This is a genomic window from Streptomyces sp. NPDC111507 (assembly GCF_055638955.1).
Window position 1 is genome coordinate 192,934 of the sequence record NZ_JBVKBU010000017.1, and the last position, 22,767, is coordinate 215,700.

Genomic DNA, 22,767 nt, shown 5'->3' on the forward strand with positions numbered 1-22,767 from the left:
GGCCCGTCACTCGTCCCGCTGCTTCTCCCTCACGCCTTCTCCGTCACGCCCAGCATGTTCTCCGCCTCGGCCCGACGCGCCTCCGCGGTCTCCCCGTCCACACCCGCGTACGCGGAAAGCACCGCACGCGCGCGTGCGGCCGCCGCCGCGGGCCGGAGCAGATCGGCCTCCAGCCACCCCGCCGCGAGCTCGGCCCCGGTGCGCGCGTCGAGGGCATCGTCTCCGAGGGACGCGAAGACGGAGATGGCCCGCGTGTACTGGGCCAGAGCCTCCTCCGCGTCCTCCGGAACGGAACGGGCGATCAGGTCACCGAACTGCCGATGGGTGTGACCGAGTTCGGCGACAAGGCGATGACGGGCCTCCGCGGTATCGGAGTTCTCCATGGCGTCGGTGGCTGCCACGGCCTCCGAGGCCTCCACAGCCTCGGCCCCGACGGAGGACGACACCGCCCGAAGCCCCTCCTCGCACTCCCGCACCGCCGTCGCCATCGACTCCCGCGCCCCGTCCAGCCCCGAGTCCGTACGCAACGCGACCCACGCACGGGCCCGCAGCGACCGGATCAGACCGTGGACGTTGCCGAGGCCACGCCACAGGTCACCGGCGCGCGCGTACGCCTGCTCGGCCTGCGCGGGCAGTTCGGCGTGGCCGAGCGCCTCGGCGGCGAGATGGGCGAGCATCGCGTGGTCACGCTGCTCGGGCCAGTGCCGGGCGATGTCCGCGGCCCGCAACCAGTGCTCGGCCGCCGCACGGTGTTCGCCGAGCTCGGTGAGACAGTCGCCGAGCCACCACCGCGTCTGCACGATCGCACCGTCGCCGTGCATGTCCGTGGTCAGGTCGGGCAGTGCCGACTCCAGGATCTCCGCGGCCTCGGCCCACCGCCCCTGACGGAGCAGGAACCCGCCGAGCTGGTGCCGGGCCCAGGCGCCGAGCGTGGGCCCCTCGCCCGCCTCGTCGGCCCAGTGCGCGGCCTCCAGGGCGTGTTCCGAGGCGGGCCCGGACTGCCCGGTGGCGCCGAGGATCTCGGCGAGCTGCAGGTGCAGCTGCGCGTGCCCCATCGGCTCCAGGCGAGGCCCTCCGTGCTCCAGCGCCGCGCGTGCGGCCCGCTCGGCCTCCTCCGCGTCGCCCAGGTGCCGGGCGATCCCGGCGAGCCGGGACTCGTACTCGACGGCGAACCACGGCAGCCCCGCCGCCACGAACGCCGCCGCGGCCTGCCCGAGGAGCTCCGCGGCGGCCTCGGCGTCCCCGGCGTGCGTCGCGAGCTCCCCGAGCATCGCCCGCGCCTCCGCGGCCCGCGAGGCCATCCGCACGTCCGAGAGGTGCGGCTCGGCCAGCGCCAGCAGCTCCCGCACGGCCGCCTCGGCGGCACCCACGACCTCGTCCACGCCGGTCCCGGAACTGGCTCTCCCGGAACCGACCGTCCCGGAAGCCGTCCCCTCGGAGGCCACCGCCCCCGACTCGCCCTCGTCCGCGTCCGCCTGCACCAACAGCATCAATATCCGCGCCCGTCCCACCAGCACGGACGCCGCCTGGGACACCCCCGTCCCGCCGTCCGCGAGGAGGGCGAGCACCCCCTCGCACAGCTCCGAGACGGTCGCGAGCGCTTCCTCGGGCCGGCCGGTGAGGGCGAGGACGTACGCGGCACGGGCACGGGCCGCGAGCGCCTCGCCGGGGTCGCCCGCCTCGGCGTAGAGCTCGGCCGCCTCATGGAAGAGCCCGATGCCCTCGGGACCGCGTTCCATCGCCGCGTGGTCGGCGATCTCCGCGCGGTCGCGGACGTCCAGTTCCTGGCCCTCGGCGGCCCGTGAGACCGCCGCCCAGGCCTCGACGGCGTCCGGGCTCCGGGTCGCGGACAGCCGCCGGGCCTCGGCGAGCAGCGCCGAGAGCGAGGACGGGCCCGAGCCGGCGTCCGACTCCACGACGGCGTCCGACGATCGGGCCGAAGCCGAAGCCGAAGCCGAAGCCGAAGCCGAAGCCGAAGCCGAAGCCGAAGCCGAAGCCGAAGCCGCACCCGCCGTGGACCCCGAAGGCGAGAAATGTCGCGCGGACCGGGACCGCACCCCGAGCGGCAAGCGCTCGACCAACGGCGGCTGATCCATCCGCCCGCGAGCCCGCTCACTGACGTACGACGTGCCGTTGCGCGCGTCGAAGAGCGCCGCCAGGGAGAGGGCCTGCCCGCGCGCGTGGACAGCGAGCCCGCTCGCGGTCCACTCCCGGCCGGCCGGTCCCGGCACCGGCTGATCGCCGAGACCGAGCCCGGTCAGGCGGTCCATGAGGAGGGCGGTCACGGCCATGAAGTCGAGCTTGCTGCGCGGGTCCCCGGAGTCGGTGAAGTAGGCGGGCCGCTCCGCGAGCAGCTCCAGGGCGCGCGCCTCGTTGCCGGAGAGTGCGCAGAACTCCACGTGGTCCGCGTACGCGCCGCGCATGCTCTCCATGGGGCGCACCAGCCGGAAGCCCCGCAGGTGATGGGCACGGGCCTCGTCCAGGCGGCCCAGACGCAGCAGGGGGACCAGGGAGGACGCGAGGACGGTGTGCGGCTCGTGGGCGCACGTGTACTCGCCCTCCAGAACCGGGCGCCACAGTTCCAGCGCCTCCTCGTCGGCGTCGCGCTCCGCCCGCCACCATCCCTGGCTGTGGAGTTCGCACGCGTGGCAGTCGGCCATGGTGTCCCGGTCGGCGGCCAGCCAGGCGGTGTACGCCCGCTCGGCACGCCCCAGGTCGCCCAGGTGGGCGGCGACGCTGAACTCGGCTCCGCGCACGGCCCGTTCGGAGTGTCCGGCCAGCCGGTAGCGGTGCTCCATCTCGCCGAGCCACTTCTCTATGGAGGCGAGCGGGATGTGCGGCTGGTCGAGCATGCCGGCCGACATCCACTTGAAGACCCAGTGCAGGGAGTGGGTCTCGTACTCGTCGAAGTCCTCGGGGCGCTCGTCCCACATGCGCAGCAGACGCGCGAAGGGGACGAACATCTTGTCCTTCTCGGAGCTGTAGTTGTAGACCTTCAGCTGGTGTCCGAGCGCCTCGATCACGGCGAGCGGGATGTTCAGTTTCTCGGCCGCGACGAGCAGTTGCTCCGCGCGCGCGTTGCGTGCGGGACCCTCCGGCTGCTCCTGGTTGTCCGCCATCGCCTGGCGCAGGGTGTCGAAGTCCATGCCCATGGCCTGGCTCATCGGAGGTCGTCCTTCCCGGGCTCGGTGTGGGTGGCCCACTCCAGGAGGCCGATGAAGGCGCGGTTGAGGAGCGCGGAGTCGGCGGGCCGCAGGGGGCGCTGCGCCATGAGGAGGGCCTGTCCGTAGAGGGACTCCGTGGCGGTGCCTATCAGCTCTGGGTCGCGCAGTGAACTGATCCTTCGGATGAGTGGGTTGAGGTGGTTGAGGACCAGGCGGGCGCGGGGCGCGCTGCCGCGCAGCGAGCCGAGAATGCCCGCCCACAGGTCGTCGGCCTGCTCCTCGGCCTCCGCGCGGGCCTGCTCGTGGCGGGCCGCCCGGTCGTCCAGGTGCAGGGCGGGCACGGAGAGCGGGTGGAAGGCGCGCAGCACCACGTCGCAGCCCAGCGGGTCGAGCTTGGCCCGGGCGGCCATCAGGAAGCCCGAGAGGGCCAGTTCCTCGGCCGGGTCGACGGCGTCCAGGTGCGCCGTCACGGTGTCGGCGTCCAGCTCCGAGACGACCGTCCCCGGACGCACCGACGGCAGCGCCTCCACGAGCTCGCTGTCGTACGTGTAGCCGCCGTTGATCACCCCGATGCCCTGTGCGGAGGCGATGGGCGCGACCTGCCGGTACTCCTCCACGGTCCGCGTGAAGTGCACCACCGGGTGGCGCAACGCGAACTCCTCCAGGGACAGCCGTCCGTCTGTCGTCTCGAAGGGCAGCCACGGCAGCATCGTGCGCAGCATCTCGGTGTCGTGCCGCGCCAGGGACTTCACGCCCAGGTGGTGGACCGACAGGAAGGCCGCCAGACGCTCCGGGTCGCCCGCCGCGAGCCCCGTCAGCCACGACCGGATGCGCTCGCCCAGGGCCTCGCGTACGGCCGCCAGGGTCTCGTCCTCGTACAGCGACTCGCGCGAGGCGGTGGGCCGCAGGCTGTCCGTGTCCAGGACGCAGCGCACGAAGAACGCCCAGTCGGGCAACAGCTGTTCGGCCCGTTCGGTGAGCAGCATGCCCTTCAGGTGCACCCGGTGGCTCGCGCGCTGGGCAGGGCTGACCGCCGACGGCAGGACGTACGCCACGCCGCGGACTCCGGCGAGCGGCACGCTCAGGTCGATCGTGTCCAGCGGCGTGAAGCCGAACAGGTCGTGGCAGTGACGGGCCAGGGCCACCCTGCGGGTGGTGGGGCTCGGATGGGTGCGGTCCCAGGGCGCAGGAAGCTCCGCGATCGCCTCGTCGCCGACGCGTACGTCGTACGGCAGCAGCGAGCCGAAGTCCCGGGCCAGGGAGCGGACCCGCTCCTCGGTCAGCCATTCGCCGGCTCCGGCGCGCGCCACCAGGTGCACGGTGGTACCCGGTTCGGGACGGGCCTCGTGCGGCAGCGTGCGTACGGTGTACGAGCCGTCGTCGGTCGCCGTCCACTCCACGGGCGCCGCGTCGGGCGTGCGCGCGCTGCGGCTGACGACGCGGATGCGTTCGGCGACCACGAAACACGCCAGCAACCCGATGCCGAACTGCCCCAGGAAGTCGGAGCGCGCCGCCTGCAGGCCGTCCTCCCGCTTGGAACTGCGGCCGATCGTGGCGAGGAGGCTGTGCACGTCGGACTCGGTGAGCCCGACGCCGGAGTCCTCCACCCGCAGGGTGCCGCCCTCGGCGTACAGGCGCACGGCGGCCGGGGCCTCCGGCTGCTCCGCCCGCCGGGCGGTGATCGCGTCCACGGCGTTCTGCAGCAGTTCGCGCAGGTAGACCTTGGGACTGGAGTAGAGGTGATGGGAGAGCAGGTCCACCAGACCACGCAGGTCGACCTGGAAGGTGTGAGGTGACTGGGATGCCTGTGAGGTCTGGGAGTCCATCGTCGCTGCGCCGAGGGTGGGGGGACGTGCGACGGCGCGGGGTCGGGCGGTCCCGGGGGACGGTGACCGCGAAGAGGGCCGGAGCGCGTCATCCTAGGCCCGGAACGAGCCGTCTGACCAGCGGATTTCCGGGACGTATACGGCAATGTCAGTGGTGTGGTGTGCAATGGATCTCGTGCCCGCGCTCGATGAACCACTGAAAAAGGTACTCGGCCCCCCCACCGCGAAGGTGATGGCCGAGCACCTCGGCCTGCACACCGTCGGCGACCTGCTGCACCACTACCCGCGCAGATACGAGGAGCGCGGGCAGCTCACCCACCTCGCCGACCTGCCCATGGACGAGCACGTCACGGTGGTCGCCCAGGTCGCCGACGCGCGCCTGCTCACCTTCGCCTCCGCCAAGGCGCCCCGCGGCAAGGGCCAGCGCCTCGAAGTGACCATCACCGACGGCAGCGGCCGCCTCCAGCTGGTCTTCTTCGGCAATGGGGTGCACAAACCCCACAAGGACCTGCTGCCCGGCACCCGCGCGATGTTCTCGGGCAAGGTCTCCGTCTTCAACCACCGCCTCCAGCTGGCCCATCCGGCGTACGAGCCGCTGCGCGCCGACAGCGACGACGCCGCCGAGACCGTCGACTCCTGGGCGGGCGCGCTCATCCCGATCTACCCGGCCACCGCCAAGCTGGAGTCCTGGAAGATCGCCAAGTCCGTGCAGACGGTGCTGCTCAGCGCCCAGGAGGCCGTCGACCCGCTGCCGGACTCCCTCCGGGACGGCCGCGGCCTGGTCCCCCTCCCCGAGGCCCTCCTGAAGATCCACCGTCCGCACACCAAGGCGGACATCCACGACGCCCGCGCCCGTCTCAAGTGGGACGAGGCCTTCGTCCTCCAGGTCGCCCTGGCCCGCCGCCGCCACGCCGACGCCCTACTCCCCGCCCTGGCCCGTCTCCCCAAGCCGGACGGGCTGATGACCGCCTTCGACGCCAAGCTGCCCTTCACCCTCACCGAGGGCCAGCAGAAGGTCTCCAAGGAGATCTTCGACGACCTCGCCACCGAGCACCCGATGCACCGGCTGCTGCAGGGGGAAGTCGGTTCGGGAAAGGCTCAGCCGCTTGATTCCCTGGTCCTGACGCCTGCGGGCTTCAAGAGAATGGGTGATGTCTCGGTCGGGGACGCTGTTGTCACTCCCGTGGGTGACATCGCCCTGGTCGACGGAGTCTTTCCGCAGGGTGAACGCGATGTCTGGCAGCTCGTCCTGTCCGACGGCTCCACGGTGGAGTGCGACGACGAGCATCTGTGGATCGTCGGCACCAGTTGCGCGTGGGACCGAGGTCAGGAGCCGAAGGTGCTGACCGCCCGGGAGATCAGAGCAGACATCCACGAGGCGAACGGCTCGTCGAAGTGGTACCTCCCGGCGGTCACGCCAGTGGATCTCAGCGATGGAACAACGCCGCCTCTGGATCCCTATCTCTTCGGGCTGCTTCTGGGGGATGGATCCTTCAGGCACAACCTCCGTATGTCGACAATCGACGAGGAGATCGTGGCGGCCGTCAGCTTCGCCTCGCCTCCGGACTGCGAACTGGTGGCGGTGCCCGGCTCGCGCTGTGATTACACCCTCAGGCTTTCGGGGCCAAGGGGGGGCACACGAAGGAATCCGGTGATCAGTGCGCTGCGTGCGCTCGGGCTTTGGGGGGCGGGTTCGCACGACAAATTCCTTCCTCCCGTCTTCAAGAACACCTCGATCAAGGACCGTCTCGCCGTACTACAGGGGCTGATGGACACCGAGGGGACTGTGGACGCCCAGGGCATGAGCGTCTCGTTCTGCTCGGTCTCCAGGCGGCTGGCCGATGATGTGGCCTGGCTCGTCCGGTCGCTCGGGGGACGTGCGCGGGTCCTGCCGAAGAAGGCCGCCTTCAACGTGTCGATCGCCCTGCCCGAGGAGTACGGCCCATTTCGGCTCGCCCGGAAGGCAGACCGGATGCGCCCCGGGCCGGAATGCAACACTTTCCGACGAGGGATTCGCGCAGTCGAGTACGTGGGGCGCAAGCAGGTCCAGTGCATCAGCGTCGCCCACCCGAGCCACGCCTACGTCACCGACAACTTCACCGTCACTCACAACACCATGGTCGCCCTGCGCGCCATGCTCGCCGTCGTCGACGCGGGCGGGCAGGCCGCGATGCTCGCGCCGACCGAGGTGCTCGCCCAGCAGCACCACCGGTCGATCACCGAGATGATGGGCGAGCTGGCCGAGGGCGGCATGCTCGGCGGCTCCGAGCACTCCACCAAGGTCGTGCTGCTCACCGGTTCCATGGGGGCGGCGGGGCGGCGGCAGGCGCTGCTCGACCTGGTCACCGGTGAGGCCGGGATCGTGATCGGCACCCACGCGCTGATCGAGGACAAGGTGCAGTTCCACGACCTGGGCCTGGTCGTGGTGGACGAGCAGCACCGCTTCGGTGTCGAGCAGCGCGACGCCCTGCGCGGCAAGGGCAAGCAGCCTCCGCACCTCCTGGTGATGACCGCCACGCCCATTCCGCGCACGGTCGCGATGACCGTCTTCGGCGACCTGGAGACCTCGGTCCTCGACCAGCTCCCCGCCGGGCGTTCGCCGATCGCCAGCCATGTCGTCCCCGCCGCCGACAAGCCGCACTTCCTCACGCGCGCGTGGGAGCGCGTGCGCGAAGAAGTGGAGAACGGCCATCAGGCGTACGTGGTCTGCCCGCGCATCGGCGACGACGTCGACGAACCCGCCGACGCGAAGAAGGCCAAGAAGAAGTCCCCCGAGGACGAGGCCGAGAAGCGCCCGCCCCTCGCCGTCCTCGAGATCGCCGACCAGCTCGCCAGGGGACCCCTCCAGGGACTCAAGGTCGAGGTCCTGCACGGCCGGATGCAGCCCGACGACAAGGACGCCGTGATGCGTCGCTTCGCCGCGGGCGAGACGGACGTCCTGGTCGCCACGACGGTGATCGAGGTCGGGGTGAACGTACCGAACGCCACGGCCATGGTGATCATGGACGCCGACCGGTTCGGCGTGTCCCAGCTCCACCAGCTGCGCGGCCGCGTCGGTCGTGGTTCCGCCGCCGGACTCTGCCTCCTGGTCACCGAGATGCCGGAGGCGAGCCCGGCCCGCCAGCGGCTGACGGCGGTGGCGTCCACGCTCGACGGCTTCGAGCTCTCCCGCATCGACCTCGAACAGCGCCGTGAGGGCGACGTGCTGGGCCAGGCCCAGTCCGGCGTCCGTTCCTCGCTGCGCATGCTCGCCGTCATCGAGGACGAGGAGATCATCGCCGAGGCCCGCGAGGAGGCCGCCGCGGTCGTCGCCGCCGACCCCGAGCTCACCGCCCTCCCCGGCCTGCGCACGGCCCTGGAGGCCCTCCTCGACGAGGAGCGCGAGCAGTTCCTGGACAAGGGCTGAGAGACTGGCCCCGACACACTTCCAGCGCAAAGGACCCTCATGACCCGCGTGATCGCCGGCCGGGCCGGCGGACGCCGTCTGGCCGTCCCGCCGGGCACCGGCACCCGCCCCACCTCCGACCGGGCGCGCGAGGGCCTCTTCTCCACCTGGCAGTCCCTGCTCGGCGGCCCGCTGGAGGGCGAGCGGGTCCTCGACCTGTACGCGGGCTCGGGCGCCGTCGGCCTGGAGGCGCTCAGCCGCGGCGCCGGGCACGCCCTCCTCGTCGAGGCCGACGCCCGCGCGGCCCGGATCATCCGCGAGAACGTGAAAACGCTCGGCCTGCCCGGCGCCGAGGTCAGATCGGGCAAAGCGGAGCAGATCGTCCAGGGATCGGCGCCTACGGATCCGTACGACCTGGTCTTCCTCGACCCGCCGTACGCCGTGTCCGACGACGATCTTCGCGAGATTCTGCTCACACTCCGGGCGCAGGGCTGGCTCGCGGCCGAAGCGCTCGTCACCGTGGAGCGCAGCACCAGGGGCGGCGAATTCGGCTGGCCGGACGGTTTCGACGCGATCCGGGCCCGTCGTTACGGCGAGGGGACGTTTTGGTACGGTCGCGCCGCCTCTACGTGCGAAGACGCACGATGACCGGACCGGAGAGCGAGGGACCACAGTTGCGCCGCGCCGTCTGTCCGGGGTCATTCGACCCCATCACCAATGGACACCTCGACATCATCGCCCGCGCTTCCAGGCTCTACGACGTCGTGCACGTCGTGGTGATGATCAATCAATCGAAGCAGGGCCTGTTCACCGTCGACGAGCGGATCGAGCTGATCCGCGAGGTCACCGCCGAGTACGGCAACATCGAGGTCGAGGCCTACCACGGCCTCCTCGTCGACTTCTGCAAGCAGCGCGACATCCCCGCCATCGTGAAGGGTCTGCGGGCGGTCAGCGACTTCGACTACGAGCTCCAGATGGCCCAGATGAACAACGGCCTTTCGGGTGTCGAGACGCTGTTCATCCCGACCAGCCCCACCTACAGTTTCCTGTCCTCCTCGCTCGTGAAGGAGGTCGCCCAGTGGGGCGGCGACATCTCCCATCTGGTGCCGGGGGTCGTCCTGGAGGCGCTCAGGGGACGGCTCGGAAAGAGCTGAGTGCCTGACAGTGCGTCACCAGGTGTCGGGCGGGGCGGGAGTGGTCGTACAGTCGACCCGTCCGTCTCCATCACAGCTGTAGAGAGTGGCGAGCACACGGTGGACGTGCAGAAGAAGCTCGATGAGATCGTCGCGGCGGTCGGCAGCGCCCGTTCGATGCCCATGTCGGCCTCGTGCGTGGTCAACCGCGCCGAGCTGCTCTCGATGCTCGAAGAGGTGCGCCAGGCGCTGCCCGGCTCCCTGGCGCAGGCCGAGGAGCTGATCGGCGGCCGCGAGCAGATGGTCGAGCAGGCCCGCCAGGAGGCCGAGCGGATCATCGAGTCGGCGCACGCCCAGCGCGGCTCTCTGATCTCCGACACCGAGGTCGCCCGCCGCTCCCAGAACGAGGCGGACCGCATCCTCGCCGAGGCCCGCCAGGAGGCCGAGGAGGTCCGCGCGGAGGCCGACGACTACGTCGACTCCAAGCTCGCCAACTTCGAGGTCGTCCTCACCAAGACCCTCGGCTCCGTCGGCCGTGGCCGCGAGAAGCTCCTCGGCACCGGCCCCGGCACCGACGAGCAGGGCTACGAGGACGAGGACGCTCCCGAGCGCAGCCACGACCCGGAGACCCTGCGCCGGGACGCCGACGCGTACGTGGACGTCAAGCTCGGCGCCTTCGAGGCGGTCCTCGCCAAGACCCTGGAGGCCGTCGGCAAGGGTCGCCAGAAGCTGCACGGCCGTATCGCCAGCGACGACCTGGGCGAGCTGGGCACCTTCGCGGAGGACGGGACGCCCGGCCACCACACCAGCGACTCCGACTACCTGGCCGGCCTCGCCGAGCTCTCGGAGGCCCCCGAGCGGCCCGCGCAGACCCCCGAGGTGCCGGCCCAGCCGAACTACGGACAGCAGCAGGACGCCTACGCGTACCAGCAGCAGCCCGACCCCTACGGCTATCAGCAGCAGTACGCCCAGCAGGATGCGTACGGCTACCAGCAGGCCGACCCGTACGCCGCCTACCCGCAGCAGCAGGGCTACGACCAGCAGGCGGCGTACGACCAGAGCGGCCAGCAGTCCTATCCGCAGCAGCAGCCGGGGGCCCTGGACCCGATGGCGAACGCCCTGGACGAGACCAGCCTCTTCGACACCACCATGATCAGCGCCGAGCAGCTGCGGGCGTACGAACAGGGCCGCTGACCCCGGACGGACGCCGGACGGACACGGTCCGGGCACCGGCTGGGCACCGGATTGGGCCGAGAGCGAAAGGTCCAGTATCCTGGCTCTTCGGTCGCGTGTACGTCCGCGATCAAAGCTGCCCACGGAACTCCAGGGGTGGCATCCCCTTGAGCTTCGAAGATCGAAAGCAGGAATGGCTCTGAACACCCGCCTTGACCACCGCAACCCTCTCGTGTTCGACACACGCGAGTTGGGTCGGCGTCCTGGCGCGCTGCAGCGCTTGACCCGCACGATCGACGCCCCCAAGGATCTCGGGATCCAAGGAGTCATCGGAGTGCCGGAAGGCGCCCCGATGGAGCTCGAAATCCGCCTTGAGTCGGTCATGGAAGGGGTGCTTGTCACAGGCACCGCCCGTGCACGGGCCAAGGGGGAGTGCGTAAGGTGTCTGGAGCCGCTCGAGCAGCAGCTCGAAGCGGAATTCCAGGAGATGTTCTCGTACCCTGACGCCGACGACCGGGGCCGCGTGAAAGCGGAGCCGGCCGACGACGCCGAGGAAGACGAGGACAGGCTCTTCATCGAGGACGGCCTGTTCGACCTCGAACCCGTGCTGCGTGATGCGGTGGTGCTCGCACTGCCGATGCAGCCGGTGTGCCAGGACGACTGCCCCGGCCTGTGCTCCGAATGCGGAGAGCGGCTCGCGGACGACCCGGACCACCACCACGACGCCGTCGACATTCGTTGGGCGGCACTGCAGGGACTCGCCGGTTCACTCGAAGATGGCGAGAAGGACGAGATGAGCGGCGGCGCGCTTCCATCAGCGCACGCCGACGAGAAGCAGGAGAAGTAGCCGTGGCTGTTCCGAAGCGGAAGATGTCGCGCAGCAACACGCGCCACCGCCGGTCGCAGTGGAAGGCTGCGGTCCCCACCCTGGTTGCGTGCGAGCGCTGCCACGAGCCCAAGCTGCAGCACATCGCGTGCCCGGCTTGCGGCACCTACAACAAGCGCCAGGTCCTCGAGGTCTGAGCGGCTGGTGAGAGGTCTGATGTCTGACGCCAAGGCGGACCCAAACGCCAAGAAAAAGGCGGACAACACAGCCTCGTCCCACACGCTTCTGGAAGGGCGGCTCGGGTACAAGCTCGAGTCCGCCCTTCTGGTGCGTGCACTGACCCACCGTTCCTACGCGTACGAGAACGGCGGTCTGCCGACCAACGAGCGTCTGGAGTTCCTCGGGGACTCCGTGCTCGGCCTCGTGGTCACGGACACGCTGTACCGCACCCACCCCGACCTGCCCGAAGGCCAGCTGGCCAAGTTGCGGGCCGCGGTGGTCAACTCGCGTGCGCTGGCGGAAGTGGGCCGCGGCCTCGAACTCGGCCTCTTCATCCGGCTCGGCCGGGGCGAAGAAGGCACGGGAGGCCGGGACAAGGCATCCATCCTCGCCGACACCCTTGAAGCGGTGATCGGCGCGGTCTATCTCGACCAGGGTCTGGACGCGGCGGGCGAACTCGTCCACCGGCTCTTCGACCCACTGATCGAGAAGTCCTCGAATCTGGGAGCGGGCCTGGACTGGAAGACCAGTCTCCAGGAACTCACCGCGACCGAGGGGCTCGGCGTTCCCGAGTACCTGGTCTCGGAGACCGGCCCGGACCACGAGAAGACCTTTACTGCTGCCGCCCGCGTCGGAGGCGTCTCGTACGGCACCGGCACCGGCCGCAGCAAGAAGGAAGCGGAGCAGCAGGCCGCGGAGTCCGCGTGGCGTGCCATCCGCGCCGCCGCGGACGAACGCGCGAAGTCGGCCCAGGCCGCCGAGGAAGCGGCTCAGGCCGCCGAGCAGGCTGCCCAGGCCGCCGAGGGGACCACCGACGCCCCCTCGGCTCCGACGAGCGACTCGGCCACGGCCTGATTCCTTCGTAGCACCTTCGAAAGCACCTTCGTAAGCATCAGGCCCCTGCCGCAGCGTCCGCGCCGCGACAGGGGCCTGATGCGGCGTGTGCCCGCGCGTCCTGGGCCCCCGTCCGGGTGACGCGAGCACGAGGTAACCTTCGGGCGTCGTTCCCGTGCCCGCCCCTGCGGAGGAGTCCCGTGCCCGAGTTGCCCGAGGTCGAAGTCGTGCGGCGCGGCCTGGCGCGGTGGGTCAGCGGGCGGACCGTGACCTCGGTCGAGGTACGGCACCCGCGTGCCGTACGGCGGCATCTCGCCGGACCCGAGGGGTTCGCGAAGACGCTCGCGGGCCACCGCGTTGGACCGGCCATGCGCCGCGGCAAGTACCTCTGGCTGCCCCTCGACGACTCCCCGTTCTCCGTCCTCGCGCACCTCGGCATGAGCGGCCAGCTCCTGGTGCAGCCGGAGGACGCCCCGGACGAGAAGCACCTGCGCATCCGCATCCGCTTCGACGACACCCGGACGCCCGCCCCCGCCGGGGCGGAGGGCACCGAGCTGCGCTTCGTCGACCAGCGCACCTTCGGCGGACTCTCCCTCCACGAGAACACCCCGGACGGCCTGCCGGACGTCATCGCGCACATCGCCCGCGACCCGCTGGACCCCCTCTTCGACGACGCGGCCTTCCACACGGCCCTGCGCGCCCGGCGTACGACGATCAAGCGCGCCCTGCTCGACCAGTCGCTGATCAGCGGGGTCGGCAACATCTACGCGGACGAGGCGCTCTGGCGCGCCAAACTGCACTACGAACGCCCCGTGGCCGGCTTCACCCGGCCGCGCACCGCCGAACTCCTCGGACATGTCCGCGACGTCATGAACGAGGCCCTCGCCGTCGGCGGCACCAGCTTCGACAGCCTGTACGTCAACGTCAACGGCGAGTCCGGCTACTTCGACCGCTCGCTCGACGCGTACGGCCGCGAGGGCGAGCCCTGCCGCCGGTGCGGGACGCCGATGCGACGGCGTGCCTGGATGAACCGGTCCAGCTACTTCTGCCCGCGCTGCCAGCGCCCGCCGCGCGTCACTCCGTAGTCGCGCGGGTCTCGTCGTAGCGCTCGCGGGCTTCCAGAACATCGTCCATGCGGCCCTCGACGAAGTGGATGAGGGCCAACAGGCGCGTGGAGACCTCGCGACCGAGCGGGGTGAGGGCGTAGTCGACGCGCGGGGGGTTCGTGGGCTGTGCCTCGCGGTGCACCAGGCCGTCGCGCTCCAGCGCGTGCAGTGTCTGGGAGAGCATCTTCTCGCTGACGCCGTCGACCCTGCGCCGCAGCTCGTTGAAGCGGAACGTGCCCTCGTGCAGCGCCCCGAGCGTGAGCGATCCCCAGCGTCCGGTGACGTGCTCCAGCGTGCCCCGGGACGGGCAGCTGCGTGCGAACACGTTGTACGGCAGGTCCTGACACTCACCGCGCTCGGCGGTCTGCACGCTGGGTTCCATGGGCTCACCATACTCCGACGCAGCGCTAACCATCAGGTTGCACTAACTAGAAGTTAGTGCTTTCCTTTGGTTCGTTGTCACCACCTGGAGGAGTCCCCATCGTGAGCACCCCGAGTACCCCCGTCGTTTCCATCGCCTACCACTCCGGCTACGGCCACACCGCCGTCCTCGCCGAGGCCGTTCGCTCCGGTGCCGTCGAGGCCGGCGCCCAGGCGCACCTGATCAACGTCGACGAGATCACCGACGCTCAGTGGGAGCTGCTCGACGCCTCGGACGCGATCGTGTTCGGCTCGCCCACCTATATGGGCACCGCTTCCGGCGCCTTCCACGTCTTCGCCGAGGCGTCCTCGAAGCGCTGGTTCGGACAGGACTGGCGCGACAAGCTCGCCGCAGGATTCACCAACTCCGGCTCCAAGAGCGGCGACAAGCTGCACACCCTGCAGTTCTTCCAGATCCTGGCCGCCCAGCACGGCATGAACTGGGTCAACCTCGGTCTGCACCCGGGCTGGAACAGCTCGTCGGCCTCCGAGCACGACCTCAACCGCCTCGGCGTCTTCGCCGGCGCCGCCGCCCAGACCAATGTCGACGAGGGTCCGGAGGCGGTTCACAAGGCCGACATCGCCACGGCGGAGCACCTTGGGCGCCGGGTCGCGGAGGCGGCGCGGGTGGTCGCGCTGGGGCGCGCGGCGGTAGCCGGGGTGGCCGCGTAAGCGCTTGCGCAATCGTTTGCGTAAACGCTCGCGTAAACGCCTGCGCCGGGCTGGGCAAACGGTCGCGCACTGGCTTGCGTGAGCCCGCGCCAACATTCACGTAAAGGCTGGCGTAAGCGTTTACGCAAAGGTTTACGCGCCCGCACCACGTTCCTGCGCACACACGACGAAGCCGCCCACGCCGGCACGCGCCACACACCCGCATGCCCACGCCCGCACGACAAAGCCGCGCCCCATCGTTCAGCGAGGGGCGCGGCTTCGTCGTGTCGTGAGGGGTGGGCCGCCGGCTAGTAGCCGAAGTCCTGCGTCCACCAGGGACCGCCGGTGCCGAGGTGCACACCCACGCCCAGGGTCTTGAAGTCGCAGTTGAGAATGTTGGCGCGGTGGCCGGGGCTGTTCATCCAGGCCTCCATGACGGCGGCGGCGTCGGCCTGTCCGCGGGCTATGTTCTCGCCGCCGAGGCTGGTGATCCCGGCCTTGGCCGCCCGGTCCCAGGGGCTGAGCCCGCTCGGGTCGGTGTGGTCGAAGAAGTCGCGCACGGCCATGTCCTCGCTGAAGGCCTGGGCGAGGTCGGACAGGGCGCTGTTCGCCGCCACCGGACTGCAGCCGACCTTGGCCCGCTCGTCGTTGACCAGCTTGAGCACCTCGGTCTCGGCCGCCGTCTGGGCGGAGACGTCGACCGGGGCGGTGGTCTTGGGCGCCTTCGTCTTCGAGGCCTGGCCGGGCGGAGTCGCGGGCTTGTTCGCGTTGGCGGACTTGCCCGGCTTGGTTTTGGTGGGCTCCGGGGAGGGCGCCGTCGTCGGCGTGGCCGGCGAGGTCGCGGGAGCGGTCGAAGCCGATGCCGAGGGTGACGCGGCGCGGTCGGCGTCACGGCTCGTCGAGGTGCCCTCGCGGCCGTCCGCGCTCGCGCTGCCCGACGTACCGCCCTGCTGAGTCTCCTGGCTGGACGGGGACCCGACGGCCTGCACGCTGTCGGAGTTGTTGCTGCCACCACCGAGCGAGTAGTTCTCGGTGCCGGGCAGCACGCCGGAGGCGACGGCCACGGTGCCCAGTGCCACGGCCGCGGAGACGCCGAGCAGACCCGTGCGAACCGGCGTCGCGGTCTTGCGCTTGCGGTGCGAGCGGGCGGCGCCGGTCGGCGGGAGGTCGGCGACGGCGGCGTAGCCGTACAGGTTCTCCGGGCCGTAGCTTTCCGTAAGGGGTCCGTGATTCTCTGTAACCCCTGCGGCGCGGCCCGTGGCGGCGCGGCCGACGGCGGAGCGTCCGTGGCGTCCCATCTCCTGGCCTTCCTCGTTCTTGGTCAGCGTCCCTCACCCGAAAGAGTGAGTTTCATATGAGACTCATTGGGTCGGGACGGTACCGCATGGCGGGAGGGGAGGAAGTGCTGCGAGAGACTTTGTCCGGTTAGCGTGCACCCATGAACGAGGTTGTACGGCTGGTCGTTTGGGTACGCGGACGTGTCCAAGGTGTGGGTTTCCGCTGGTTCACGAGGGCCAAGGCGCTGGAGATCGGCGGCCTGAGTGGCTTTGCTCTCAATCTGGACGACGGACGGGTCCAGGTGGTCGCGGAAGGAACCCGGGCCGGATGCCAGGGTCTGCTCGACTGGCTACAGGGGGACGACACACCCGGGCGGGTGGACGGAGTCACTGAGATCTGGGACACGCCCCGAGGGATCTACGACGGCTTCGCGATCCGGTGACGGCGACGTGCGCAACGGCCCTGGCGGAAGCGGTATGGCATGCCACCGGCACCTGCCAGAAGCAGAAATGACCTGGTGGTTGCCAAGAACGGCTCCGCGTGGCAGGCTCCGCAGAGAAGGATGATCTCCACGCCCCCCGGGTCTCGCAGGAGTCGCAGCGCAGCCGTCCGAAGGGCCGCGCGACAGCGGGTTGCCCGCCAATACGGGGCGTGATCGTGTTGACCGTCAAACTTTTTGGTGAGACGCTGAAAGCCCCGCGCACCTTAGCTGTTTGGCATGTGGAACCGCAGCAAAAATTTAGTAAGTGTCAAGCATCGCGGGTGCGATCCCTCACGACCCACACCGCTTCGGTCGGTCACTCAGTGTGGAGGACCATCCATCATGGCAAAGGCGCTTCTCGGTTACGTCGGCGGTTCCGACCCGCGACTCATCGCCGAGATGCGACGGCTCCAGCAGCGTGTACAGGACCTCGAATCCGAGCTCGTACGGATTCAGGCCGAGAACGACGCGCTCGCGGCTGCCGCTTCTCACGACTCGCTTCTCGAGAGCATCGACGTACCCCAGGCGGAGCCTGCGCTCACCTGATCACTGCACCGCACTACGACAGCAGTGGTTGGGTTGCCCGTGTCAACCGCTAAGTTGTCAGCTGTCAGAATTGCAAGGGACGCCTCTTCGGCGTCCCTTCTTCTTTCCCCCGCGTGCCCTCCCACTCTCTTTAACGTCTGGTGTGCCCTGCACGTTCATGGGTGAAACCGTGGGTTCATGGAGTGAGACCGGCCCGAAAGGTAGAGTCCGGCGGCGTGCACCTCAAGGCCCTGACCCTGCGCGGGTTCAAGTCGTTCGCCTCGGCGACCACGCTGCGGTTCGAGCCGGGCATCACCTGTGTCGTGGGCCCCAATGGTTCGGGCAAGTCCAATGTCGTGGACGCCCTGAGCTGGGTCATGGGTGAGCAGGGGGCCAAGTCGCTGCGCGGTGGCAAGATGGAGGACGTCATCTTCGCCGGCACCACCGGGCGGCCGCCGCTCGGCCGGGCCGAGGTGTCCCTGACCATCGACAACTCCGACGGGGCGCTGCCCATCGAGTACGCCGAGGTCACCATCACGCGGATCATGTTCCGCAACGGCGGCAGCGAGTACCAGATCAACGGTGACACCTGCCGTCTCCTCGACATCCAGGAACTGCTGTCCGACTCCGGCATCGGCCGCGAGATGCACGTCATCGTCGGTCAGGGCCAGCTCGACTCCGTCCTGCACGCCGACCCGATGGGCCGCCGCGCGTTCATCGAGGAGGCGGCGGGCGTCCTCAAGCACCGCAAGCGCAAGGAGAAGGCGCTGCGGAAACTGGACGCGATGCAGGCGAACCTGGCCCGCGTCCAGGACCTCACCGACGAACTGCGCCGCCAGCTCAAGCCACTGGGCCGGCAGGCCGCCGTCGCCCGTCGTGCCGCCGTCATCCAGGCCGACCTGCGCGACGCCCGACTGCGCCTGCTCGCCGACGATCTCGTACGACTGCGGCAGGCGCTCCAGTCCGAGATCGCCGACGAGGCCGCGCTCAAGCAACGCAAGGAAACCGCCGAGGCCGAACTGAAGAAGGCGCTCCAGCGGGAGGCGCTCCTGGAGGACGAGGTCCGGCAGCTCACGCCCCGGCTCCAGCGCGCCCAGCAGACCTGGTACGAGCTCTCGCAGCTCGCCGAGCGGGTGCGCGGCACGATCTCGCTGGCCGACGCGCGGGTGAAGAGCGCCACTTCGGCGCCCGCCGAGGAGCGGCGCGGGCGCGACCCCGAGGACATGGAGCGCGAGGCGGCGCGGATCCGTGAGCAGGAGGCCGAGCTCGAAGCGGCCCTGGAGGCGGCCGAGCACGCCTTGGAGGACACGGTCGCGCACCGGGCCGAACTGGAGCGCGAGCTCGCCGTCGAGGAGCGCCGCCTCAAGGACGTGGCCCGCGCCATCGCCGACCGCCGTGAGGGCCTGGCCCGCCTCAACGGCCAGGTCAACGCCGCCCGTTCGCGGGCCGCCTCCGCCCAGGCCGAGATCGACCGGCTCGCCGTCGCCCGGGACGAGGCCCAGGAGCGGGCGTTCGCCGCGCAGGAGGAGTACGAGCAGCTGAAGGCCGAGGTCGATGGCCTGGACGCGGGCGACGCGGAACTGACGGAGCGGCACGAGGCGGCCAAGCGGGCGCTGTCCGAGGCGGAGGCCGCGCTGAGCGCAGCCCGTGAGGCGGCCACAGCGGCCGAACGCAGGCGCGCCGCCACCCAGGCCCGCCACGAGGCCCTCGCCCTCGGTCTGCGCCGCAAGGACGGCACGGGGGCGCTTTTGGGGGCCAGGGACCGCCTCACGGGCCTCCTCGGCCCCGCGGCCGAGCTGCTGTCCGTCACCCCCGGCCACGAGGTCGCGCTCGCCGCCGCCTTCGGCGCCGCGGCGGACGCCATCGCGGTCACCACCCCCGCCTCGGCCGCCGAAGCCATCCGCCTGCTGCGCAAGCAGGACGCCGGCCGCGCGGCCCTGTTGCTGGCCGGGGCTCCGGAGGAGGCGGGGGCGCCCGAGGCCAGGGGCATCGACGGCACCGGACAGCACCGGGCGGCGGGTGACATCGCTTCCGGTGGGGTGCCCATCGGGGGTCACCCCGACGGGCGTGACACATCCGACGGTACGAGTCCGTCCGCGGCCTCTCCGGACGACGTAACCCCAAGGGCCACCCCAGGGGCTCTGCCCGCGAACGGCGCCTCCGGTGACGCGGCGCCGCGGACGGCCCCCACCGGGCCGCCGTACGCCGCGGACCTCGTCCGTGGTCCCGCCGAGCTCATGCCTGCCGTACGGCGGCTGCTGCGCGGGATCGTCGTGGTCGGCACCCTCGAGGACGCCGTGGATCTGGTCGACGCGCGGCCGGAGTTGACCGCGGTCACCGCGGAGGGGGACCTGCTCGGAGCGCACTTCGCGCAGGGTGGGTCCGCCGGGGCGCCCAGTCTCCTCGAAGTGCAGGCGTCCGTCGACGAGGCGGCCGCCGAGCTCGAGGAGCTCGCCGTGCGGTGCGAGGAACTCGGCGCGGCGCAGCACCGGGCCGTCGAGGAGCGGGGGGAGCGGGCCGCGCTCGTCGAGGAGCTGGGGGAGCGGCGACGGGCCGCCGAGCGCGAGAAGTCGTCCGTGGCACAGCAGTTGGGGCGGCTGGCCGGGCAGGCGCGCGGCGCGGCCGGGGAGGCCGAGCGGAGCACCGCCGCCGCGGCGCGGGCGCAGGAGGCGCTCGACCGGGCCGTGGAGGAGGCCGAGGAGCTGGCGGAGCGGCTCGCCGTGGCGGAGGAGATGCCCGTCGAGGAGGAGCCCGACACGGCCGTACGGGATCGGCTCGCCGCGGACGGCGCCAACGCGCGGCAGACCGAGATGGAGGCCCGGCTCCAGGTGCGCACGCACGAGGAGCGGGTGAAGGGGCTGGCGGGACGGGCCGACGGGCTCGACCGGGCCGCGCGGGCGGAACGTGAGGCACGCGCGCGTGCGGAGCAGCGGCGGGCCCGGCTGCAGCACGAGGCGGCGGTCGCCGAGGCCGTTGCCTCCGGGGCGCGGCAACTCCTGGCGCACGTCGAGGTGTCACTGCGCCGTGCCGAGGAGGAGCGCACCGCAGCCGACACGGCCAAGGCCCGCCGTGAGCAGGATCTTGTCGCCGCGCGCAACGAAGGCCGCGATCTCAAGGCGGAGCTCGACAAACTCACGGATTCGGTTCACCGCGGCGAGGTACTCGGTGCCGAGAAGCGGCTGCGGATAGAGCAGCTGGAGACGAAGGCGCTGGAGGAGCTCGGTGTCGAACCGGCGGGGCTTGTCGCGGACTACGGTCCGGGCCAGCTCGTGCCGCCCTCGCTCCCCGCCGAGGGCGAGGAACTGCCCGAGGACCCGGAGCACCCGCGCAACCAGCCCCGGCCCTTCCACCGTGCCGAGCAGGAGCGACGGCTCAAGTCGGCTGAGCGGGCCTACGCACAGCTGGGGAAGGTCAATCCGCTGGCGTTGGAGGAGTTCGCCGCGCTGGAGGAGCGTCACAAGTTCCTCAGCGAGCAGCTGGAGGACCTCAAGAAGACGCGGGCCGATCTGCTGCAGGTGGTGAAGGAGGTCGACGAGCGCGTCGAACAGGTCTTCACCGAGGCGTACCGGGACACCGCTCGTGAGTTCGAGGGTGTCTTCAGCAGGCTGTTCCCGGGAGGGGACGGGCGACTGATCCTGACCGACCCCGACAACATGCTCACCACGGGCGTGGACGTCGAGGCACGGCCCCCCGGCAAGAAGGTGAAGCGGCTGTCCCTGCTGTCCGGTGGGGAGAGGTCTCTCACCGCCGTCGCGCTCCTTGTGTCGATCTTCAAGGCGCGGCCCAGTCCGTTCTATGTGATGGACGAGGTGGAGGCGGCGCTCGACGACACCAACCTGCAGCGGCTGATCCGGATCATGCAGGAGCTGCAGGAGGCCTCGCAGCTGATCGTGATCACGCACCAGAAGCGGACGATGGAGGTCGCCGACGCGCTGTACGGCGTCTCCATGCAGGGCGACGGTGTGTCGAAGGTCATCAGCCAGCGGCTCCGCTAGATGCGTGTAGTGCACACCGGTCTTGACCTGGGCTTCTAGTTGGATTCAAGTAGTGAACGGTCGATGACCGCTTGGGTGCGGAAAATTCACAGCTTACGAACTGTTGACTTCGATACTTGAAGGCATAGTCTCTGCAACGTTGCTTTTACCTTCAGGTGGTGGGGGCTGCGAAGTTGTGCGCCACTGGTACCACCACCGAAGGGCTTGCCCCCACACCCCCGGCAGCGAGGCCGGGTGCCCGAGGAGTTACACGTGACCAGCACCGCGCAGGCACCCCAACCAGGAGCCAGGACGGCTCACCCCGAACATCTCGGGCATGTCATCTTCATCGCGGCGGCGGCCGCAATGGGCGGCTTCCTGTTCGGTTACGACAGTGCCGTGATCAACGGTGCCGTCGAGGCGATCCGTAGCCGTTACGACATCGGCTCGGCGACCCTGGCCCAGGTCATCGCCATCGCGCTGATCGGCTGCGCCATCGGCGCGGCGACCGCGGGCCGCATAGCCGACCGCATCGGCCGCATCCGATGCATGCAGATCTCCGCCGTCCTCTTCACGGTCAGCGCCGTCGGTTCCGCGCTGCCGTTCGCGCTGTGGGACCTCGCCTTCTGGCGCATCATCGGCGGATTCGCCATCGGTATGGCCTCCGTCATCGGCCCCGCCTACATCGCCGAAGTCTCCCCGGCCGCGTACCGCGGACGCCTGGGCTCCTTCCAGCAGGCCGCGATCGTCATCGGCATCGCCATCTCGCAGCTGGTCAACTGGGGCATCCTGAACGCCGCCGGCGGCGACCAGCGCGGCAAGCTGATGGGCGTCGAGGCCTGGCAGGTCATGCTCGGTGTCATGGTCGTCCCGGCCGTCCTTTACGGTCTGCTCTCCTTCGCGATCCCCGAGTCGCCGCGCTTCCTGATCTCCGTGGGCAAGGAAGACCGCGCCCGTGAGGTGCTCAAGGAGGTCGAGGGCGACAAGATCGATCTGACGGCCCGCGTCGCCGAGATCGAGCACGCCATGAAGAGCGAGCACAAGTCGACCTTCAAGGACCTGCTCGGCGGCAGCTTCTTCTTCAAGCCGATCGTGTGGGTCGGCATCGGCCTCTCGGTCTTCCAGCAGTTCGTCGGCATCAACGTCGCGTTCTACTACTCCTCGACGCTGTGGCAGTCGGTCGGCGTCGACCCCTCGGAGTCGTTCTTCTACTCGTTCACGACGTCGATCATCAACATCATCGGCACCGTGATCGCGATGATCTTCGTGGACCGGATCGGCCGCAAGCCGCTGGCCCTCATCGGTTCCGTCGGTATGGTCATCGGTCTCGGACTCGAGGCCTGGGCCTTCTCGTACAACCTCGTGGACGGCAAGCTGCCGTCGACGCAGGGCTGGGTCGCCCTCATCGCCGCGCATGTCTTCGTCCTCTTCTTCGCCCTGTCCTGGGGTGTCGTGGTCTGGGTCTTCCTCGGCGAGATGTTCCCGAACCGGATCCGCGCCGCCGCCCTCGGCGTCGCCGCCTCCGCGCAGTGGATCGCCAACTGGGCCATCACCGCGAGCTTCCCGTCGCTGGCCGACTGGAACCTCTCCGCGACCTACGTGATCTACACGATCTTCGCCGCGCTCTCCATCCCCTTCGTGCTCAAGTACGTGAAGGAGACCAAGGGCAAGACGCTGGAGGAAATGGGCTGAGCCTCCTGAAGAGGCCCCGAGACTCGAGGAGAAGGGCCAAGTCCCCGCTGCCCCTCTCCTCGTACCCGTAAGACGTACTG

General features: G+C 70.3%; 17 protein-coding genes. 13 read left to right on the forward strand and 4 right to left on the reverse strand.

Annotated elements, in window-relative coordinates; translation table 11 throughout:
- Positions 1–29: 29 nt before the first annotated feature.
- Complete coding sequence (locus ACZ7M2_RS42975; protein WP_471599942.1) at positions 30–3,164, reverse strand: tetratricopeptide repeat protein; 3,135 nt, start codon at positions 3,162–3,164, stop codon at positions 30–32.
- On the reverse strand, positions 3,161–4,990 hold the full coding sequence (locus ACZ7M2_RS42980) for an HSP90 family protein (protein WP_471599943.1): 1,830 nt from the start codon (positions 4,988–4,990) through the stop codon (positions 3,161–3,163). Before ACZ7M2_RS42980 ends, ACZ7M2_RS42975 begins: the two co-directional genes overlap by 4 nt.
- Positions 4,991–5,156: 166 nt before the next feature.
- Between ACZ7M2_RS42980 and ACZ7M2_RS42985 the strand changes: the two genes are divergently transcribed.
- From ACZ7M2_RS42985 to mutM, 8 genes are all read left to right on the forward strand, one after another.
- A complete protein-coding gene (locus ACZ7M2_RS42985) occupies positions 5,157–8,396 on the forward strand; it encodes a helicase-related protein (RefSeq protein ID WP_471599944.1) in 3,240 nt (1,079 codons plus the stop codon).
- A gap of 39 nt (positions 8,397–8,435) precedes the next feature.
- Positions 8,436–9,023, forward strand: a complete 588-nt coding sequence (gene rsmD / locus ACZ7M2_RS42990; protein ID WP_471599945.1) for a 16S rRNA (guanine(966)-N(2))-methyltransferase RsmD — start codon at positions 8,436–8,438, stop codon at positions 9,021–9,023.
- Positions 9,024–9,049: 26 nt separating this feature from the next.
- Positions 9,050–9,529, forward strand: coding sequence for a pantetheine-phosphate adenylyltransferase (gene coaD / locus ACZ7M2_RS42995; RefSeq protein ID WP_471599976.1), 480 nt, complete (start codon positions 9,050–9,052; stop codon positions 9,527–9,529).
- Between the two features lie 99 nt (positions 9,530–9,628).
- Positions 9,629–10,702: an ATP synthase F0 subunit B gene (locus tag ACZ7M2_RS43000; protein ID WP_471599946.1), complete on the forward strand. Its 1,074-nt coding sequence runs from the start codon at positions 9,629–9,631 to the stop codon at positions 10,700–10,702.
- 172 nt (positions 10,703–10,874) lie between these two features.
- Positions 10,875–11,528, forward strand: a complete 654-nt coding sequence (locus tag ACZ7M2_RS43005; RefSeq protein WP_471599947.1) for a YceD family protein — start codon at positions 10,875–10,877, stop codon at positions 11,526–11,528.
- A gap of 2 nt (positions 11,529–11,530) precedes the next feature.
- Positions 11,531–11,704: a 50S ribosomal protein L32 gene (gene rpmF, locus ACZ7M2_RS43010; protein ID WP_006139588.1), complete on the forward strand. Its 174-nt coding sequence runs from the start codon at positions 11,531–11,533 to the stop codon at positions 11,702–11,704.
- A gap of 19 nt (positions 11,705–11,723) precedes the next feature.
- Entirely contained in the window at positions 11,724–12,581 is an 858-nt protein-coding gene (rnc, locus tag ACZ7M2_RS43015; protein ID WP_060895408.1) for a ribonuclease III, read from the forward strand.
- Positions 12,582–12,760: 179 nt separating this feature from the next.
- Positions 12,761–13,645, forward strand: a complete 885-nt coding sequence (gene mutM / locus ACZ7M2_RS43020; RefSeq protein WP_471599948.1) for a bifunctional DNA-formamidopyrimidine glycosylase/DNA-(apurinic or apyrimidinic site) lyase — start codon at positions 12,761–12,763, stop codon at positions 13,643–13,645.
- Here mutM and ACZ7M2_RS43025 read toward each other — a convergent pair.
- Complete coding sequence (locus ACZ7M2_RS43025) at positions 13,635–14,048, reverse strand: winged helix-turn-helix transcriptional regulator (RefSeq protein WP_471599949.1); 414 nt, start codon at positions 14,046–14,048, stop codon at positions 13,635–13,637. The two genes, mutM and ACZ7M2_RS43025, sit on opposite strands and share 11 nt — an antisense overlap.
- 101 nt (positions 14,049–14,149) lie before the next feature.
- Between ACZ7M2_RS43025 and ACZ7M2_RS43030 the strand changes: the two genes are divergently transcribed.
- Entirely contained in the window at positions 14,150–14,758 is a 609-nt protein-coding gene (locus ACZ7M2_RS43030) for a flavodoxin family protein (protein WP_471599950.1), read from the forward strand.
- 287 nt (positions 14,759–15,045) lie between these two features.
- On the opposite strand, the gene ACZ7M2_RS43035 is transcribed toward ACZ7M2_RS43030, so the two are convergent.
- Positions 15,046–16,035 (reverse strand): CAP domain-containing protein, encoded by a 990-nt coding sequence (locus ACZ7M2_RS43035; RefSeq protein WP_471599951.1) that lies wholly within the window; start codon positions 16,033–16,035, stop codon positions 15,046–15,048.
- Positions 16,036–16,175: 140 nt separating this feature from the next.
- On the opposite strand from ACZ7M2_RS43035, the gene ACZ7M2_RS43040 reads away from it, so the two are divergent.
- The 4 genes from ACZ7M2_RS43040 to ACZ7M2_RS43055 all read left to right on the forward strand — a co-directional run bounded on the left by ACZ7M2_RS43040 (position 16,176) and on the right by ACZ7M2_RS43055 (position 22,687).
- On the forward strand, positions 16,176–16,457 hold the full coding sequence (locus ACZ7M2_RS43040; RefSeq protein ID WP_054235378.1) for an acylphosphatase: 282 nt from the start codon (positions 16,176–16,178) through the stop codon (positions 16,455–16,457).
- A 381-nt stretch (positions 16,458–16,838) separates the two neighbouring features.
- Positions 16,839–17,042 carry a hypothetical protein gene (locus ACZ7M2_RS43045; protein WP_028802434.1) on the forward strand — a complete coding sequence of 68 codons (204 nt, stop codon included), beginning with the start codon at positions 16,839–16,841 and terminating at the stop codon, positions 17,040–17,042.
- Positions 17,043–17,257: 215 nt separating this feature from the next.
- On the forward strand, positions 17,258–21,016 hold the full coding sequence (locus ACZ7M2_RS43050) for an AAA family ATPase (RefSeq protein WP_471599952.1): 3,759 nt from the start codon (positions 17,258–17,260) through the stop codon (positions 21,014–21,016).
- 252 nt (positions 21,017–21,268) lie between these two features.
- Positions 21,269–22,687, forward strand: a complete 1,419-nt coding sequence (locus ACZ7M2_RS43055; protein ID WP_471599953.1) for a sugar porter family MFS transporter — start codon at positions 21,269–21,271, stop codon at positions 22,685–22,687.
- Positions 22,688–22,767: the final 80 nt, after the last annotated feature.